Below are 16,640 nucleotides of genomic sequence, written 5' to 3'. Positions count from 1 at the left end.
CTGTCTATATTGACGTCCATATAGACAGAACATCCAGTTCGCCTCACTTCTCAGCAAGGCGGCCCTCCTCGGATGCGTACGGTTCATGTCGCACCACGCCATGACGAGTGCGGCGGCCTTGCCGAACTTCGGGCAAATCGCACCGAATATACGCCGACCTCGTGCGCTGATCGTGCCGCGCAGAGGGTCGTGTTCCGCGCTTGGCCCATCGACGGTTGATCTTGTTCTTCTGGCCGATGCGGGCCTCGTCTTGTGGGATGGTTCGCCTCCTTCACGGCGAATACGCTTCTGCGGTGCAACAAGACAGAGACAGATCAAGCAAATCGGCATCGACATTGGCAGTAAGGTAAGCGTCCGGTGAAGCAGCCTTTGAGAATTTGCCCAGTGCGCTGAAGTTACGTCGCTAATTCCGTAGTTAGCGACGTCGCCAAGGGTGAACTTATGGGGCGAGTTGAGATTCTGACGGGCGTCGAGCGCCGCCGTCTCTGGACGCATGAGGACAACCTTCGGATTCTTGACGAGGTGGAGACGAGCGGCTCTTGCATCGCCGAGATTGCCCGCCGGCACGACATCCTCCCGCAGCAAATTTACACCTGGCGCAAGAAGCTTGGCCGGGATAACAGGCCGCCGGGTGGATCAGGCGTGACGTTGTTGCCGGTGGCGCTGCTCGGCATCAAGCCAGGCAAATTCCGCCCGCCGAATAAACTGATCGCGATGCTTGCCACACGATAGTGCAGTGTTATGTGGAGCGATGGATAAGCCCGACAATGCGTCTATCAGTGCCTTCGGCTCCGCAAAATTATCGTCGCCGCACAGTTGCGGAAGTCGACGGGATGACTGGCCAAGAAGACCTTCGTACCAGCCGGGATCATGCAGAGCGTACCGCGCGGATCAGCCTGACGAGATGGGACTCGTCGATCCCGACATTCACGCGGATCACAGCGTCGCCGATCATGATGTCCGCAGTGGAGCTTTCGCCCCGAGCCGTATCGACAACGGCCTCCGCTTTCAGACGGGCATTGCGCCGCCATGTGAACAACTGCGATGGGTCGATCCCTATGCGCCTCGCTATCGCCGAAACGCTCGCACCGGGCTCCATGCTCTCGGCTACCGCCTGAGCTTTGAACGCATCTGACCAGCGTCGAACCTCTCGCGGCGCGCCCTCCAGACGACCCGCAACGGCTTCGATCATATGGAACGTTCTATGTTCGGACATAGGTTCAGACATAGCAATTCATACCAAGCTCATTCCGTGAGCTCACACGAATAAGCCCGATAACCCGCTATCGCCAGACGGGGTCAATACACCGTTGTCAATGCTTTGGGCACGAGGAACCGACCGTCCAAACGAACGGCTGTTCATGATGATGATCGCGTATGGGTGGAGGCGGAACTGAAGGACGTCGGTGATCAAGCTCTGATGCGCGGGTTGGACCGCATTCCCGATTGTGCGTCCGGGGCTGTTCCGATCTTACTACGGGCGTCGGTCAATTGCCGGCCACAAAGCGTCTGACGGGTGTTCCCCTGCCGTTGTCCCGCCTCCGCCCATGCGCGAGGTGCAAGTTCGCTTCGGCGACTTATGATTTGATCGCCTGCGCCTCCCTTGCAACAGCCCACATGAAGCCGGTCAGCTCGCGGGCAATGGCGGTGCAAACCACTGTCGTTCGCTTTCCCCGAGTGGCGAGCATTCGATATCGAGATGTCAGCCGGCTCTGAGCCTTCCATGCAATCTCTCGAACTTTCGATGGGGCTTGCTCCATGAGGTAGAGCTTTCTCGTGCCGACCTTCGGCGGATGCCGATAGGTCCAGGCGCTCTCGACCAGCATGTGCCGAACCCGACCGTTGCCGGCCTTGGTGATCGAGCCCCGTCTGACCGTCTCACCCGTTGATCGCTCACCAGGGACCAGGCCGAGATAGCCCATCAGTTGGCGAGGGCTCTCAAATCGGCTCACGTCGCCGACCTCCGTGGCGAATGTAACGGCGACGATCAGGTCGACCCCTCGCAGGGTCTGCAGCGCTCGAATGACCGGCGCCAGCGACCAGGTTGGGACGAACTCCTCGATCACCTTCTCCAGTCGTTCGACGCGCTCTTTCGAGACGCGCACCGCCTCGACCATTTCCTGCAACGCAATCTGATGCGCCGGATGATCGAACTGTTGCTCCTGCAGCCAGCGCAGGTATCGCATCGTCCAGCCCTTCTTGCGTGGATAGATGCGACTGTGTTTGAGCATAAAGGCACTGATCTGTTGTCGGTGAACCCGCAACGTCTCGACAGCAGCAGCTCGAGCGCGAACGAGGTCGCGCATCGCCTCATGGCCCTCATCAGGAACCCACACTGCCGTGAGCTCGCCGGCCCTCAATAGCCGGGCGAGCGCGAGGGCATCTCGACGATTGGTCTTTACTCTGTCGCCTGGCTTCCTGGGGATCAATGATGGAGCGACCACCACACATTCATGGCCAAGCGATCGGATCAATCGATGCAGGCCGTAGCCGGTCGGGCCGGCCTCATAGCAGAAATGCACGCGGTCAAACTTTGCGGCTATCCGCTGGATGATGCGGCGCATGCTGGCATCCGATGCGTCAACCTCACCCCAAAAGCGGGTCTCTCCCTCCCGGCCGGATTCAGCGACAGCGATCGCGTTCTTCAGTTTGGCGACATCGATTCCTATAAAAGCTTCTCTATAATCTGCCACGGCTCGTCCTCCTGTGATGAGGATCGGCTCGGCCTGTCCGAGCAACCCTCGGAAGACCAGTGTAGGGCGAGCCACCTCAGGCACGAAGACGGACATACGGTCTTACCATTGGCAAGAACAGCTCTCACGTGATCGGGCTGGGAGAGGCCGGTGTCAATGCCGCCTGAAATTTCCCCAAAAGGTGGAGTGCGCCCCTTGGGGTGGACAGATCGGGATGAGGAATTGACCGGCCTACCGGGTTTTCGGCAAGAAGACCCGTGGCAGAGTCACAGCGTCGAATTCAAAAGTCAGGTCGCGCAGGAATTTCTCGCCGGCGAAACGCTGGGTGGTCTGGCAAAACGCCACGACGTGTCGCGTAATCATATCCGCATTTGGGTTCAGAAGTACGAGCAAGGTGCAGTTGACGAGGATGCGCAGGCAGTCGACCTCCTCCAGGTATACGAGACGCGGATCGTGGCGCTGGAGCGGCATAGACTAGTCGGCAGGTAGGCCTCTGGAGTTGGAGTTCCTAAAGGGGGCACTGAAAAACGCACCGCCGCCGAAAAGCGGGACTACGTCCGTCATCACCGGCCGCGCGGCATCTCCGTCGCGGAAGGATGCCGGCTGATGGGAATCGCGCGCTCCACTTATTATGACCGCCCAGAAGGGCTGGCCGACGACACCGCGATCGTCGAAGCGATGTTCGCGATCTGCGACGAATTCGAGTTCTACGGCTATCGCCGCATCGGTGCGGCCCTGCCGCAGCAGGGTATTGTCGTGAACCACAAGAAGATTCGCCGCCTTATACGCGAACACGATCTGCGTCCGAAGATCAGGCGACGTTTCATCGCCACGACCGACAGTGACCACGACGGCCCGATCTTCGCGAACTTGGCGCCGAGCGGCCCAACCAACTTTGGGTCAGCGACATCACCACGTCTCCTTGCCGGCGCGTTTCATCCGCCACCATCCTCGATGCCTGGTCGCGGTTGATCGTCGGTTATGCCATCGGTACGGTCGATCGACGCACGGCTGACGGTGGCTAAGGCGGCCATTGACAGAAGAAGGCCGCCGCACCGCGTGGTCCACCATTCGGACTGCGGCTCGCAGAGCAGATTTAACCGGTCGTCGCAACAGCGTCCAAGTTAGCATCTTCCAGTAATTGGTCGAACTTTTCGGCCGGTGTTTTCCAGCCCAGTGCTTTTTGCGGCCGCGTATTGAGCGAGTGAGCCATAGCTTCGAGTCCGCTCGGGGCAAACCGGCCAAGATCGGTGCCTCGGGGAGCGCGATGCCCTCTCAACAAGCGTACCGATCGCAGAGCTTCCAAGACCAAGAATGAGATCCCCTTCCCAGTGTCCCGGCATACTCGATCCTCAATCACCGGCGGTCTTTCGCTGATCATGATTGTCTCGCCGATGAAAGACTTTTCACGAATGCGTCCTCGTTCCCGAGGAGGGCAAAGCGCTCGACCAGTTTGCAAACAAGCACTGAATTCACGGCGCAGCGCTCCGCTTCCCTGGATATATAGAGCTTGATAGATCGCCTCGTGACTGATGCGCATGTTTGGATCCTCGGGAAAGTCGAACCGAAGCCGGTGTGCGATCTGCTCAGGGCTCCAGGCGTTCGACCATCGCCGGCTCCGACTGTGAACTGCGCGCCGTCCCCTCCATACAACGTCGGGGCCGCAGAAGCTGACGCCAGCGGGAGCGCTGACCTTGCCGGCCAAGCGCTCCTGTACATAATTCAGCGCTGCGTTGGCTGAAAGCTTACTTGTCTTCGGTCGCTGAGCTGCCCGATCGGCATGCCACCGTGCCGTGCTTGCCTTGTAATCAAAACTCCCGCTCCGCGTCGCAGCGTTCCGGCGTATTTCTTGGTGACCGATTGAGCTTACGGACAATAGTTCGAATTCCTGCCTGGTAAACTCGAGCGCGATCTCTTCACGCTCTTGGAATGTCAGTTAGCGATTGCTCATCGGCTTCGCAGAAGGTGCAAGGTGTGTGGGTGGCATTCCTCCAGCTCCTCGAAACCAGCGCACCCGCACGACCGGCGATACGCCCGCGTAAACGCCGGCATCCTCGCTCGTCATACCAGACGCAATTGCTCGCCAGAAGCGGCAGAGATTCTCGCGCTGCCACGCTGATGGCGGCCCGGTTGAAATCAGCTTGCTTCGCGTGCATCGAGCCGAGCGCCGTTTTCTCGACTGCATCGCAACCACCAAATTCAAAGGTGTTGCGACGACCGGTTGGATCTGCCCAGTATGCTGCCGAGCTCTACCGCGAGACACTGGCCGCCAACGGGCTAATTTCGATGGGTCACTGGGGAAACCCTTACTACAACGCCAAGGCCGAGAGCTTCATGAAAACGCTGAAGGTCGACGCGGTCTATCCGATGGCATTCGAAACCTTCGGGGACATCACTGAACATCTTCCCCACTTCGTTGAGGAGGTCTACAACAAGCGCCGGCTCCGTTTCAGCGCTCGGCTAGCCCCAAACAGTTCGAGGATCAAACACATCCGGCAGACCTCCATAAATGCGGTGACGCCGTCCCGCCGTTTCCAAAAGCGCCTTGCGCTGCTTGTCGTTTAGCAAGGGCTCCCGGTCCTTCACCTTCCCTGTCTTCAGGCCATCAGGACCGTGCGGATTGAAACGCTCAATCCGATCGCGGATGCAAACCACCCACACCGCCAATCGACGTCGCCTGGCTCCCGCCCTCGTAAATGACGGACAAAGTAAGCAGCCGGCGGGACCAATCCGAATCCCGGCTCCCCCGCCGACGCAATTTAGCCGCCGTACAGTCCTGGCTGATCCTCAGGGCTGTTCCCATGGCGAAATCCTTCCGCCATCATGAATCATGATTTGGTCAACCTCTTTCACCCTGGGCACTACTAATCGATAGAGTATATTTGGTATTTTTTCGTTACAGAATTGTTATCGTCCTCTTCGAAAAAACGTTTCAATACAAACTGATGTCTAATATATTGGATCGAATTTTATGTTTTATACACGATAATTGAAAGAAAGTTTCAACCAACCACAATAGGAAAGTGTGTACAGTTCTCTGCGAAAAGATGCGACCGAAGGAACCTCCGATGGATCATGTTGCCTGTCCACTATCACATGGCCAGATGGGCCTTTGGATACACCATAAAAGACGCCCGACCGGTAGCGAATATAATCTACCTGTAGAACTGCGCATTAAGGCGCGATTCGACATTGAAGCGCTAAGGCGCGCGCTCCAATCATTGATCGACCGCCATGAAATGCTACGCACGACCTTCCACCAAGAAGGCGAGAACGTAGTTCAGCTCATTCATGAGACAGCCTGTCTGAGTCTTCATGTCGTTCGGCTACAAGGTCACGAAGGGGCTGACTTGCATCGCTCTATCGCTGCGGAAGCTCGCTCGCCTTTCGATCTGGAACATGGGCCGGTGTTTCGCGCTCACTTGTTCATCACCGACGCCACGGAAGAGGTTCTTCTCCTCAATTTCCATCATATCATTTCCGACGCCTACAGCATTCGCACTTTCCTGCACGAGTTCGGCAGGTTCTACCAGGCGTTTTGCGGCAACACAGAAATATCGGATCTGGCAAAGCCAGCTTCTTACGGAGACTTCGTTGCCTGGCAGGAGCGACTCCTTGCTAGCGACGGAGAACGCATGTGGGCGTACTGGCGCAGCCAATTTGTCCGTCATGAGCCCGACTTGGCCCTTCCGACGGACAAACCACGAACTGAGCCCGCGACGCACACGGGGTCAGTTTTCTCCCTGGATATTGATAAGCCTCTGGTCGCGCGCTTGGAGCAACTGGCGCAGCAGGAAAAAGTAACGCTCGCCACAGTGCTGCTGGCTGTCTATTACGTTCTGCTACATCGTTATTGCGACCAAGACGACCTCACGGTTTACGTGCCACGCCTCGGTCGACCGGCAGAAGATTTTTCGGGGACCATCGGCTACTTTGTGACCCTGGCGGCCCTACGTCAGGACCTTTCCGGAAATCCGACTTTCCTCGACCTTCTGCAGAGGGTGCGTGACCTAATGCGCTGCGCGCGCAGCCACGAGTATTTTCCTCTTCCCCTGCTACTGGAGAAACTCAAACTTCCCCTCACACCTGCTCGCAATCCGCTGGCACAAGCAGTTTTCAACTTCACCCCGGAAGGGGTGAGCTCTCTTGGCTTCACGCCATGCGAGTTCAACCTGTCCGGCTTGCCTGCGCAAATTCGATTTTGCGAGACCGATGTATGGATCGATCTTGATTTTCGAATTCTTGCCAGCAAAGAGACTATCCGTCTTTACGCCGTATATAATGTGGACTTGTGGGACTCTTGCACCATCGAGAGGCTGGCGAAGCATTATCAATCTTTGCTTGAGGTGATAGCAGATGCGCCAGCTCGACGAATAGGCGAATATAGTTTTCTGTCGCCAGTGGAGGAGCACCAGCTCCTGAAGACTTTTAACGACACAGCTTCAGTTTTTTCGCCCGACACCTGCCTGCACAACCTCATCGAAGCGAACGTTGCCACTTATCCGGACAATATCGCGGTCACCTGCCCATCGGAGGTGCTGAGCTATGCCGAACTTGATCAAAGGGCAAACAGGCTTGCCCGTCATCTGATTGCAAAAGGTATCAGGTTGGGAGACGTCGTTGGGATTCTCCTTGAGCGCTCGTGCGATCTCGTTGCCGGATTTCTAGCGATCTTAAAGGCGGGGGCTGTCTATCTTCCCCTCGACCCGCGCCTCCCTGCCCAGCGTCTGCGTTTTATGTTGCGTGATGCAGGCGCGACTATGGTCATCACCAAATCTGAGCTAAAAGAGCAGGCGTTCGGGGAAGACTCATCGGACTTACATATAGAAAGCGCGAATGGATGCGCGGTGGTTCTCATCGACAGGGACCGTACCGAAATTGCTTTGCATCAAGTCTTGCCCCCCCACAGTCTCGCCGGTCCTTCCGATTTAGCCTATGTGATCTATACATCCGGCTCCACGGGTCAGCCGAAAGGCGTGATGATTGAACATCGCAGCGCCTGCAACATGGCCGAGGATCTAAAACACACTTATCAGATGGGGCCGGATAGCCGGGTATTGCAATTCGCTTCCTGCGGATTTGACGCATCATTGTTTGATTTTATGCTGGCTTTTTCTTCTGGTGGTCGATTGTGCTTGGCGCCCCCATCAGCGTCGCTGCCTGGCACAGAGCTTGTCCAGTTCATGCTTCGTGAGCGCATCACTGCTGCGGGACTCACACCGACAGTGTGGAGCTCCTTACCGTCGACTGATCTTCCTGATCTGACTGTGATCAAGTCAGGCGGAGAGCCCTTGCCGTTGAGTCTTATTGAACGATGGGGCGAAAAGCGCCGCATCTTCAATTCCTACGGGCCAACTGAAACGACCGTTTACTGCATAAGGACCGAGGTGAGAGCCGACGGGCGAAAACCACCCATTGGGCGCCCCGCCAGCAATACCCAGGCTTACATCCTTGATCGCTATGGAAATCCGGCACCGATCGGCGCAATTGGTGAACTTCACATAGGGGGCGTCGGCATAGCCCGCGGCTACATCAATCGCGATGAACTTACGCGCGAGGTTTTCCGGGCAAACCCGTTCGATGATGAGCCTGAATCCAGGCTATACAAAACTGGGGATCGGGCCCGCTATCGGTCAGATGGCATGATTGAGTTCCTGGGCCGGAGAGACGGACAGGTCAAGCTTCGCGGCATGCGGGTCGAGCTTGCCGAGATTGAGCAGTGTCTGATGGAGCACGAAAACGTCAAAGCAAGCTGCGTCATACTGACAGACCGTCTCGACGAAAATGCGAGCCTCACAGCTTATGTGGTGAGGCGACAGGAAAGTTCGGAGGACATTAATGAACTTCAGGCTTTCCTGCGCGCCGCACTGCCTGGTTTCATGATTCCCTCGCGGTTCGTGTTCCTTCCGCAACTGCCGACCAATCCCAGTGGCAAGATCGACCGGCGCGCTCTTCCCGATGCGGGAAACGCCTCGAAATTAAAGGCCGCAACTCTTCCGACTGGCAGGTTGCAGACGGAAGTAGCTGAGATCTGGAAGGGCGTGCTGAAGCTGGATTCCGTTGGCATTGATGATAATTTCTTCGATGTTGGGGGACATTCTCTGGCCATCGTCCAGGTTCAGGCGCGCATCCACGATCGATTGGGCATTGATTGCAAGATTGTGGATCTTTTTAACCAACCCACCATAAGAGCGCTCGCTGCGCACTTGGCCGCAATCCAGGCCCCTCCTCGCCGTGCCCAACATTTTAAGAAACCAGTTGGCTTGGCCGCAATCGAAAACGCGCCCAAACAAGACCGCAATGATATTGCGATCATCGGGATGGCGGGTAGGTTCCCGGGGGCGGAGAACGTCGACCAATTCTGGCACAATCTGGTCAATGGCATAGAGTCCATCGCAGATCTAGATGAACAGAGATTACGAGAAGCTGGCATTGATCCCAGTACCTTTTGCAAGCCAAATTATGTGAGGCGCGAAGCCGTTCTCAGCGGCATTGATCTGTTTGATGCAGCGTTTTTCGGCATCTCACCTAAGGAAGCAGCGTGGATGGACCCGCAACAGCGAATCCTACTGGAAACGGCGTATCAGGCGCTTGACCATGGGGGATATGGATCACATGAGACGGCAGGACGCCATGTTGGCGTCTTCGCCGGCGTGGGAGCCAATCACTATCTCTCTGAAAGTGAAGCAGGCGGCGACCTGTTGGATTCAGAGAAGTTACAGCTCCGCATTCTTAATGGTCAGGATTTCACGGCGACGCGCATCGCCTATAAGCTCAACTTGACCGGCCCCTGCGTGTCAGTTCAGACGGCCTGCTCCACTTCGTTAGTTGCTGCCCACCTCGCGTGCCAAAGCCTGCGCCGCCGTGAGTGCGACATGGCGCTGGCCGGTGGTGCATCGATTTCCCTACCCCATGGAAAAGGCTATGTGCATCAACAAGGCCACATCTTCTCTCCTGACGGCCACTGCCGTGCATTTGATGCCAAAGCGCAAGGCACGGTGAGAGGCAGTGGGGCTGCGGTCGTAGTGCTCAAGCGGCTGAGCGATGCGTGCCGAGACGGCGATTATATCTGGGCAATCATAAAGGGAACCGCCATCAACAACGATGGCGCCGCCAAGGTGGGCTTCACCGCCCCCAGCGCCGAGGGGCAGGCTGCGGTGATCCAAGCCGCCTTAACCGATGCTGACGTCTCTGCGGACACTATTAGTTATGTGGAGGCGCATGGTACAGGAACTTCTCTTGGAGACCCCATCGAAATCTCCGGCCTGACTAAGGCTTTCCGTTCCCACACCGCGAGGAACCAATTCTGCGCAATAGGTTCGGTGAAGACAAATGTTGGCCATCTCGACACCGCGGCGGGTGTAACGGGATTGATTAAGCTTGCCACGATGCTGAACAAGGGCGTCATTCCCGAGAGCCTGCATCTCGATCAGCCCAACCCAAACATCGACTTTCAGGAAAGTCCGGTGTTCGTAAGCAAGGCTTGCACCGCTTGGCCCAAAGGTAGTGAGCCAAGGCGTGGTGGGATCAGCTCGTTTGGCATTGGTGGCACGAATGCACACATGATTCTCGAAGAGGCTCCGCCGCGAACGGGTGAGAAATGCGGTCGTAGGCTGCACGTCTTTCCAGTATCGGGGGCAAGCAGGTTTGCGCTAATCGAAATGCTCCGAAAACTGGCCGGCTTTATGCGGCGAAGCCACCTTGAGCACAGCGCAGCAAATATCGCGTACACCCTGCAAAACGGTCGAGCCGCTCTCAGATATCGCACAAGTTTCGTGGAATCCGATCTGATGCGACTAGCCGACCAACTTGATCAGGCGGCACTGAATGCAGGCGAGTCGCGAGAGGTGTCAAGCAGTGAACGCCGCAGTGTGTTCATGTTCTCAGGCCAAGGTGCACAGCAGATCGGAATGTGTCGGGAGCTTTATCAACAGGAGTTTATATTCCGCAGCGCCATCGACGAATGCGCAGAGTCGCTTAACGAATTCTCACACATTGATTTCCGCCCCCTGCTCTACCGCGAAATCAAATCTGATGATAGGCGTGAGCCTCAGCTCGAAGCACTCATACAACCTGTCATCTTTGCTACGCAATATGCAATGGCGAAGCTCTTCATCTCGTGGGGCATTTTCCCAGAAGCTGTGATCGGGCACAGCATCGGAGAGTATGCAGCCGCTCATATTGCGGGCATCATTTCGTTACCCGATGCTATTCGACTGACACTGATAAGGGGACAGTTAACGTCCCGTGTGCCTGCTGGCGGAATCGTTGCAGTCGGCCTATCACCTGAAGAGCTTCGGCCCTATTGGAACGAAAGCCTGTCCTTGGCCGCTGTAAATGGACCGCGTCAGTGCGTGGTTTCCGGCCCGTCGTTTGAGATCATAGCGTTTGCAGAGCAACTGCAGGCTAATTCTATTGACAGCAAACGAATAAGCGTTAGCCATGCCGGTCATTCAAGCTTACTGGATCCAATCCTTCCGGAGTTTAGAACTCACGCAGAACAAGTCACGTTGCACGCGCCGCAAGTACCTTTTATGTCAACGGTGACGGGTGACTGGCTTGGACCGGAACCGCCCGATAGCGGCTACTGGGTCCGCAATCTCCGCGAGACAGTGCAGTTCCTTCGGGCTTTCGATGGGCTGCTGCAATCTGGCCATGAGCTGTTTATCGAGATGGGACCCGGCGCAGCCCTAACCAGACATTCCAGGCAGGTCAAGGCAAACAGGAAATTACCCAGCCTCGAGGCCTTTGCCGCTCTGTCGGAAGACGACGAAGGGCAAGGCGATCGCGCGAGACTGTTACAGACGCTTGGCAAGCTTTGGACCTCCGGGATTGGGATCGACTGGTCTGGCTTGCATGGCCAACAACCGCCGCAGCGTACGCCCCTCCCTGCCTACCCTTTTGATCGCAAGCGTTACTGGCTTGATGCGGTAGCCATGAATGAGCCGAGACAAAATGCAAATTTGAAAATGGCGGACGATGATCGGGCAAGTGAAGGAGCGCGTGGTCTCATTGTCGCTGATGCGTCTGGTGACGCAGCTTTGGATAGCCAAATTGCGGCGACGTATCGGGACATTCTGGGCTTGAATGACGTTGTCATGACAGACAGCTTCTTTGATCTTGGTGGTGATTCATTGAGCTCATTAAGCGTCATCAACCGCCTTGAGCTCCTCACGGGTGAGAAATTGGCTGTTTCTCTGCTGTTGGAAAATCCGACACCAAGAGGGCTTGCAATAGCCCTATCGAAGACCCTTGGAGACGCACGTTCGCATGCCTTAGTGCCGATTCAGACCGGCGGCTCTCGCGCGCCTCTGTTTTGCCCTCACCCTATTGGCGGACAAGCGTTGATTTATATGCCTCTGGCTAAAGCGCTAGGCCCGGAGCAGCCGCTCTTCGGCCTGCAGGCACGCGGTCTGAACGGCGAGGCCAAACCTCACCGGAGCATTCCGGTGATGGCGCGAGAATATATTGACGCCATCAAAAGCGTACAACCACACGGCCCTTACCAAATCGTCGGCTTGTCCATGGGTGGCAGCATTGCTTGGGAAATGGCCTGCCAATTGAGTGATACTGGTGATGAGGTAACTATACTTGGTCTGCTCGATGCGAAAGCGCTTCACAATCAGGAAGATTACACAAGTGACCGCTATCACGGCCTGCTTGGCAATCGACCCATTCCGGCGTGGCTGAGCCAGCAAGCGGTCACAATGAGCCTCCTTTTTCCCGCGCTCAAAAAACATTGGCGACAGCTGAAATTCACCCAGCGCGACCGGCATGTAACTTCCTTGCTCGCTTTCGGAAAGGAGGCAGGGGATCTTCCAGATATGAGCGAACCGCAACTCCACTATCTTCTTACAGTTGCGGAGGCAAATAGCAATGCATTGCGTGATTATATTCCTAGGCGCAACGGCAGCAGGTCCGTTCTTTTTGCGGCCAAGAAGGGACTACGCATGGCGGCCAATCAACCAAATGGTGATCTCGGATGGAAGCAATTCTTGAGAGGGCGCTTGGAGATTCACGAGGTGCCAGGTGACCATTACACGATGATTAGTCCGCCGCATGTGAGTGTCCTGGCGAAGAAGCTTAGTACCTATCTCAATCGAAACCCCGCATGATGTATAGCTTGCACGCTTCGTCATCATCAGCTTTAGATGGCCAGTCGCGCTTTTTTTGAAAAGGAAAACCGGCGATGTGTAATTTTTCCGGCAAGTCGGCTCTCGTTACCGGCGTCGGGGGCAAGGGCGGAATCGGCCGCGCGATCGCCATTCGGTTTGCGCGTGACGGCGCCGATGTGGCTGTCACTGCTCGACGGCCACCTGGCTCAGAAGCCGTGACAAGTGGATGGCGGGGTGCAGCCTCAGTGGCCGACGAAATTGGCGCAATGGGCCGACGCTCGGTTGCCACTTTCGGAGATATATCAGATGCCGCTGCAGTTGATCGGCTGATCGAAGAGTCCGTCGCCGCTCTTGGACGGATCGACATCTTCGTTGCGAACGCTGCGTCTAATCCGGGCAGTGATCGCGTTCCGGTGATTGATCTTCGGGAGGAGGATTTCGATCTCGTTCAGCGCGTCAACGTAAAGGGCACATTCTTATGCTGCCGGGCAGTCGCGCGACATATGTTAGCGCGCGGCGGTGGTGGACGCATCGTCATCATGTCTTCCGTCTTAGGCAAACGAGGTCAAGCGCGTAACTCTGCGTATTCGGCCTCGAAGTTTGCCTTGAACGGCTTGGCCCAATGTCTCGCACATGAGCTTGCTCCTGAGGGAATTACTGTTAATGCTGTTTGCCCGGGAACTGTGGAAACAGAACGGTTGGTCAAAATCGCCGAGGGTATACGCGAAAGCAACGAGACCGTCGAGGAACGTCTAAACAAGACGCTTACTGGGGCGGTGGCCGAGACACCCCTCGGTCGACTCGGAACAGTCAGCGACGTCGCTAGTCTCGTGGCGTTTCTTGCCTCCGACGAAGCAAGCTTCCTTACTGGATTGTCAATCTCCGTTTCCGGCGGTGCGGTGATGATCTAGAGCACGTCCTGCGATCAATGAATCAATTGTGATGTGGCATGGGTCTTGGCGGGTGATTCAACATCGCCTTGGTGGATGATGGAAAGAGCACTGAAAAAAGCCGCTCGATCGGCTTTGGCTGAAATCGCAGAGATCGAGGCGCTGACGCGTCAAATCGACAAGCTCGAACGAGGGAAGCATCCGCGAGGCGAAGCGCGACGAGGACATGCGACGGCTGACCCCAATTCCGGGCGTCGGAGCGATCACGGCGGCTTCCGTCAAAGCGCTGATCCCAATCCCGGCGGGTTCAATTCCGGCCGTCACTTCGCCGCTTGGCTGGGCCTGACGCCAAACCCTCATTCAAGCGGTGGCAAGGAGCGGCTTGGCGGCGTATCTAAAATGGGCAACCCGACGCTCCGCTCGCTGCTCGTTTGTGGCTCGACGTCGGTCTTGCAGCGCGTTAAGGGAAACGACAAAACGCCGCTTGCCGCACCAGTATTTCGATATGTCCCGCCCTTGGCATTGGTGAGCAGCGCCCAGATAATCCTCGCCATTTTGTTAGCGAGCGCGATCGCGACGACCTAGAAAGGCCGCCGCGCCAAAAGGGCGACTAGCCATCGCGGCGCAGCACGCGCCTGAGCCGAACGACGACCAGGACGGACTCGCCGGCACGAGGCCGGTAGAGGCGAGGTGCACAATTAGACGATGACCCACGGGACGAAATCCCGAGGAGAGAGAGGCCGGCGCGACAATGTGCTTACAACGAGTCGTATTGATCAGCGCCTCGCATCGCGAATTTCATCGAAGCCAGCGGTCTTATACCGCGCTGGAGGAAATGTCTGAAAATGCGCTTGCCGGCATGGCCGTTCAACATATGTCGCGATATAAGTGCTCCGACAGAAGCGTTTAGAAGCCCGCCCAAGCAGCGCAAAACTTCGCCACGACGCTCAGACCGAGAATACCGACTTCCGGGCTGCACGCGGTCTAGACCGCAATCTGTTCGTGGCGCCTGCCCGCTGCGACTGGATCCGGAAGCACACAGACTTCTCATCACCGGGCCAGCCTGATCTGCGCGATTGGTCACAGGCCCCTGAACATTAAAGGGACACAGATATACGGTACGGGGTTTAGATCGTGAACGCGCGGTCAATCGGACCGCACCGGCAAGATCGCAGTCGGGCGGCGATCCGAGATCCGATGCGAACGCGTGACCCTATGCCGCCCACACCGGCCATTTGTAACGGTCACAAGACTCCCTATTCTGCGCTTTGCTGAGCAGGCGAGAATTGATTCAGAAATCGGGATTTTTGCAGTAGATTGGGGGCGACGATGGAGTGCAAGAAACAACGGCTGAACTATGTGCTGTTCCTCATAGCGGGGTCTGGTCTTGTGACCATCGCGCGTGCAATGACTCTCTCATTCCTCGCCATCAAATTGCAGCAGTCATTCGGGCTCGGTCCCGCCATGATCGGCGCACTGTTGGGGGCGGGTCCCCTGGTGGGTGCGATTGCTGCCCCCTTCGCAGGATCCCTGTCGGACAGAGCGGGGCGCAAGACTGTGCTGAAGCTTACCCTCCTTTCCATCGCTTTCGCTTTGGTTGGTATGGGGCTAGCCGAAACAGTTCTTGCATTCTGCCTCGCTCAGATCGTAGCTTCCGTCGCCGTCGCGATTTATGAGCCGATTTCACGCGCCCTGATGAGTGACGTATGTCCTGAACGGGTACGTCTCAAGTATTTCTCTTGGCGCTACACGGCTTCAAATGTCGGTTGGGCCGTTGGTCCGCTCATCGGAATCGCAGTAGGCGCTGCATCCACAACCCTTTTCATCATTGCCGGCATTGTCTATGCGACATTTGCGGTGGCCCTGCATCTGTTGCAGGTTCCCCTACATCGAGGGGATGTTCACCAGGCCTCCGCATCGGCGGTGCCAGTGTTTCAGAGCATCAAGGCGGCGTTTCGGGATCCGCGTTTAGCCTTCTTTGTCGGTGGCGGCATGTTGCTAATTGCCGTGTACGGTCAATGGTCGGCGACTCTTGCTCCCTATCTTTCGGACAATGTAGCTGGCGGCGTGGAGATTTTCGCTTATCTAGTTTCGATCAATGGCGCAGTTGTTCTAATCGGCAATCCTTTCGCGCGGCGATTTATTGAGCGCGCAGGCGCCCTAAATGCCCTCGTGATCGGCTGCGTGCTCTTCCTTCTGAGTGAGATCGGTTTCCTGAGCTCCACGGGATTTTGGAGCTTGGCAATCACGATGGTCGTTTTCACGATCGGCGAGATTCTGGTCGTCCCATCCGAATACTTGCTGGTTGACGGTATCTCGAATAATCGCAATAGGGGGAGTTATTTCGGGGCTCACTCATTCTCAACCGTCGGCAATTTCGTCGGCCCGACCCTGGGCGGCGTCATGCTTGGCGGACTTGGCGGTCCCGGCATGTTCCTTCTTTTCGCAGGGTTTGCGGCCGCCAGTGCAATTCTATTTGCGGTCGGCACGAGAATGCCTCCCCCTACGGCGACGACACAGCACGAACGAACAGAGGTGGCCGAGACGACACCTGGCTTACAGCTTCGGGGCTGCTACGCCTACGTGTAGCGGGTTGAGATCATCCGTGCTCGGGGGTTGGACTAGTCTAAGCCAAATTGCGATAGAGGGATGCTGTTCGCAGCGTTCCGGGAAATGGCCGTCCTGGATTGAAAAAGTAACTGAGAATGCACTTCATCACTCATCCAATGAAACGTAACCCTCCGGCGGGTGTTGAATTGCGAAGTTCGCGTGTGGCGTGAGTCTGCGCTCTTAAGAGTGGACTTAAGAGCGCACTGAATTGTGAGCGTCCGGCGAGCGCATTTTTTGCTCGAGGCGAGCTGTTAGCTAGTGCCCGTCCATAAACGGTAAACTGCTGAAATTATTGGGTGAATCGCGATATCTGCGCGGGCAAAGCCCGGCGG

Annotated in this window: 9 protein-coding genes and 5 pseudogenes; 9 read left to right on the top strand and 5 right to left on the bottom strand. The window is 56.6% G+C overall.

The genetic code is table 11. The annotated features are described in order from the left end of the window. Nucleotides 1-99: 99 nt before the first annotated feature. Nucleotides 100-253 (bottom strand): annotated as a pseudogene (locus tag ATC00_RS31865) (IS630 family transposase); the annotation flags it as partial. 188 nt (nt 254-441) lie between these two features. Between ATC00_RS31865 and ATC00_RS33135 the strand changes: the two are divergent. Beyond that, a complete protein-coding gene (locus ATC00_RS33135; protein ID WP_173827762.1) occupies nt 442-732 on the top strand; it encodes a transposase in 291 nt (96 codons plus the stop codon). Nucleotides 733-868: 136 nt separating this feature from the next. Here ATC00_RS33135 and ATC00_RS00485 read toward each other — a convergent pair whose 3' ends face one another. Together ATC00_RS00485 and ATC00_RS00480 are read right to left on the bottom strand one after the other, a co-directional pair. After that, the gene (locus ATC00_RS00485; protein WP_234782219.1) at nt 869-1,192 is read right to left on the bottom strand and encodes a transposase; all 324 of its coding nucleotides are present in this window, start codon (nt 1,190-1,192) and stop codon (nt 869-871) included. A gap of 385 nt (nt 1,193-1,577) precedes the next feature. Beyond that, entirely contained in the window at nt 1,578-2,693 is a 1,116-nt protein-coding gene (locus tag ATC00_RS00480; RefSeq protein ID WP_082911904.1) for an IS110 family RNA-guided transposase, read from the bottom strand. A gap of 222 nt (nt 2,694-2,915) precedes the next feature. Between ATC00_RS00480 and ATC00_RS30645 the strand changes: the two genes are divergently transcribed. Continuing rightward, nucleotides 2,916-3,182 (top strand): helix-turn-helix domain-containing protein, encoded by a 267-nt coding sequence (locus tag ATC00_RS30645; protein WP_327289072.1) that lies wholly within the window; start codon nt 2,916-2,918, stop codon nt 3,180-3,182. Between the two features lie 117 nt (nt 3,183-3,299). Continuing rightward, nucleotides 3,300-3,665 (top strand): IS3 family transposase, encoded by a 366-nt coding sequence (locus tag ATC00_RS30640; protein WP_072642872.1) that lies wholly within the window; start codon nt 3,300-3,302, stop codon nt 3,663-3,665. A gap of 124 nt (nt 3,666-3,789) precedes the next feature. On the opposite strand, the pseudogene ATC00_RS30635 reads toward ATC00_RS30640, so the two are convergent. Continuing rightward, a pseudogene (locus tag ATC00_RS30635) lies at nt 3,790-4,878 on the bottom strand (IS30 family transposase). A gap of 149 nt (nt 4,879-5,027) precedes the next feature. Here ATC00_RS30635 and ATC00_RS34175 point away from each other — a divergent pair. The 4 genes and pseudogenes from ATC00_RS34175 to ATC00_RS34005 all read left to right on the top strand — a co-directional run. Then, nucleotides 5,028-5,258, top strand: a complete 231-nt coding sequence (locus ATC00_RS34175) for a hypothetical protein (RefSeq protein WP_083572138.1) — start codon at nt 5,028-5,030, stop codon at nt 5,256-5,258. A 503-nt stretch (nt 5,259-5,761) separates the two neighbouring features. Continuing rightward, nucleotides 5,762-12,808 (top strand): hybrid non-ribosomal peptide synthetase/type I polyketide synthase, encoded by a 7,047-nt coding sequence (locus ATC00_RS00460; protein ID WP_064251617.1) that lies wholly within the window; start codon nt 5,762-5,764, stop codon nt 12,806-12,808. A 74-nt stretch (nt 12,809-12,882) separates the two neighbouring features. Next, nucleotides 12,883-13,719, top strand: coding sequence for an SDR family NAD(P)-dependent oxidoreductase (locus tag ATC00_RS00455; RefSeq protein WP_064251616.1), 837 nt, complete (start codon nt 12,883-12,885; stop codon nt 13,717-13,719). A gap of 75 nt (nt 13,720-13,794) precedes the next feature. Then, nucleotides 13,795-14,103 (top strand): annotated as a pseudogene (locus tag ATC00_RS34005) (transposase); the annotation flags it as partial. A 119-nt stretch (nt 14,104-14,222) separates the two neighbouring features. On the opposite strand, the pseudogene ATC00_RS33285 reads toward ATC00_RS34005, so the two are convergent. Further along, nucleotides 14,223-14,327: pseudogene (locus ATC00_RS33285) on the bottom strand (IS110 family transposase); the annotation flags it as partial. Nucleotides 14,328-14,592: 265 nt separating this feature from the next. On the opposite strand from ATC00_RS33285, the pseudogene ATC00_RS34170 reads away from it, so the two are divergent. Beyond that, a pseudogene (locus ATC00_RS34170) lies at nt 14,593-14,762 on the top strand (AAA family ATPase); the annotation flags it as partial. Nucleotides 14,763-15,027: 265 nt separating this feature from the next. After that, a complete protein-coding gene (locus tag ATC00_RS00445) occupies nt 15,028-16,287 on the top strand; it encodes an MFS transporter (protein ID WP_064251615.1) in 1,260 nt (419 codons plus the stop codon). Nucleotides 16,288-16,640 lie beyond the last annotated feature (353 nt).

The organism is Sinorhizobium americanum, from assembly GCF_001651855.1.
In the GTDB taxonomy this organism is placed as follows: Bacteria; Pseudomonadota; Alphaproteobacteria; order Rhizobiales; family Rhizobiaceae; genus Sinorhizobium; species Sinorhizobium americanum.
Note: the sequence above shows the minus strand (reverse complement) of the source record. Positions and strands in the feature narration are given on the sequence as shown.